Origin of the sequence: Streptomyces sp. NPDC088554 (genome assembly GCF_044752945.1) — a bacterium.
In the GTDB taxonomy this organism is placed as follows: domain Bacteria; phylum Actinomycetota; class Actinomycetes; order Streptomycetales; family Streptomycetaceae; genus Streptomyces.
This window is the reverse complement of the sequence record NZ_JBIVMF010000090.1, coordinates 1-2026: the sequence shown is the minus strand read 5'-3', so window position 1 is coordinate 2026 and position 2026 is coordinate 1. Positions and strand designations below refer to the sequence as shown.

2 protein-coding genes are annotated in these 2026 nt (G+C 66.8%); both read left to right on the top strand.

Features of this window, described 5'->3' with window-relative positions; translation table 11 throughout:
* Positions 1-131 precede the first annotated feature (131 nt).
* The gene (gene istA, locus ACIP8W_RS31900) at positions 132-1670 is read left to right on the top strand and encodes an IS21 family transposase (RefSeq protein WP_402154630.1); all 1539 of its coding nucleotides are present in this window, start codon (positions 132-134) and stop codon (positions 1668-1670) included.
* On the top strand, positions 1670-2026 hold a 357-nt coding region (locus tag ACIP8W_RS31895; RefSeq protein WP_402205905.1), incomplete at its 3' end, for an ATP-binding protein. The genes istA and ACIP8W_RS31895, both read left to right, overlap by 1 nt.

The window sequence follows — 2026 nt, the reverse complement described above, 5'->3', positions numbered from 1 at the left end:
TGACGGCGGTCTCCGTAAGCTCCCCGTGTGCGGCCAAATACCGCGCAATTTATGGCCACGGGTTTCCCCGCGTACGGCCAGATCTTCTCCCCGCTCGCCCCGAGTAGTACCGCTCGGCGAAGCTCGAGTGGGTGAAGAACAGCAGGGAGATCATGGAGATCCTTGAGGCATACGACCTCACAGGCAGTTACCGTGCCGCGGCCGAGCTGGCCGGGTGCGACCACCACACGGTGGCCCGGTATGTGAAGATGCGGGCCGCCGGCCAGCATCCTGACCAGCGCCGTCACCGGGCAAGAGCGATCGACGACTACCTGCCGAAGATCGAGGAACTGGTGGTCCGCTCACAGGGCCGCATCCGCGCGGACGTGGTCCACAAGCGGATTGCCGCGATGGGCTTCACCGGCGGTGAACGCACCACCCGCCGCACCGTCGCTGAGGCAAAATCCCAGTTCAGGGCCGGGCGGCGCCGAGTCTATCGGCCGTGGGTGACCGAGCCCGGGCTCTGGGTTCAGTACGACTTCGGTGACGGGCCGGTGATCAAAGGCCGCAAGACCACGCTGTTCTGCGCGTGGGTGGCCTGGTCCCGATTCCGGGTGGTGATTCCGATCTGGGACAAGACACTTCCGACGATCACTGCCTGTCTGGATGCCACGTTCCGCAGGATCGGCGGAGTCCCCGCCTACGTCCTCACGGACAACGAGAAAACGGTCACCATTGACCACGTCGCCGGGATTGCGGTCCGTAATCCCGAAATCGTCGAGGTCGCCCGGCACTACGGCACGACCATACGTACCTGTCTGCCGGCCGACCCGGAAACCAAGGGCGGCAGCGAATCCACGGTGAAGATCGCCAAAGCCGACCTGGTGCCCAGGGACGTGAATCTGCGCGAGCAGTACAAGACCTTCGGTGAGCTCGAGGCGGCCTGCCGGGTATTTTGCGACGACGTCAATTCCCGAACGCACAAGGCGACGCGGCGCAAGCCCATCGAGCGGCTCGCGGAGGAACGCCAGCGGTTGCATCCTCTGCCGCGTCGGCCGTTCACCGCGGCGTTCGGCACCACCCGCAGGGTGACCTGGGAGTCGACGATCTCGGTCGACGCGGTCCGCTATTCGGTCCCGCACGAGCTCATCGACACCCGGGTCTGGGCCCGATTCCACGGCGACGAGCTGATCGTTACCGCCGTCGAGGAGAACGGGGCAGCCCGCGAGGTCGCCCGCCATCACCGCGGCCAGCCCGGTTCACCCGTTCTGGACGACGCTCACTATCCGCCCCGCGAGGACAAGGAAGCCGACCGCACGCCGCGAGCCACCTCTGCGGAAGAGGCGGCATTCCTGCAGCTCGGACCCGGTGCGGCGTCCTGGCTGATCGAGGCCGGCGCCGCGGGGGTCCGCCGGATCAAGGCGAAGATGGCCGAGGCCATCGCCCTCTCCAAGCTCTACTCGGTCGCGGAAGTCGACCGCGCGCTCGGCACCGCGGCGGTCACCGCCCGCTTCGCCGAGAAGGACCTGTTGTCGATCCTCGACTACCAGGCCGTCCACGAGCACACCGAGCCGATCCGGCGGAGCGAGGACCACTCCCTGCAGCCCGGCACCTCCGCCTGGTCCTCCTTCGGTGCCGCCGCCACGACCACCGCGAACATCTCCGAGTACGACGAAAGCGACCAGCTCTGATGGCCACCCCTCTTCGCACCGTTCCAGGCTCAGGCGGCGACCCGCTCGCCGAATCCATTGAGCTGACCCGACGGCTGAAACTCCCGCACATCCGAAGGTCGCTCACCGACATCATTCCCACCGCAAAAGCCCAACGCTGGGACCCGGCCGAGGTCGTCCGCGTCCTACTCTCGGAAGAAGCCGCCGGACGTGACCGGGCCAACCTCCACACCCGCCGCAAGCGGGCTGGATTCCCCACCGGCAAGACCTTCGGGGACTGGCACGAGAACAAGTCGTCCATACCCAGGGCCACACAGGACGCGTTGCGAAGTCTCGAATGGGTCGGCCGCCGGGAGAATTTCTGTATTTGCGGCCCG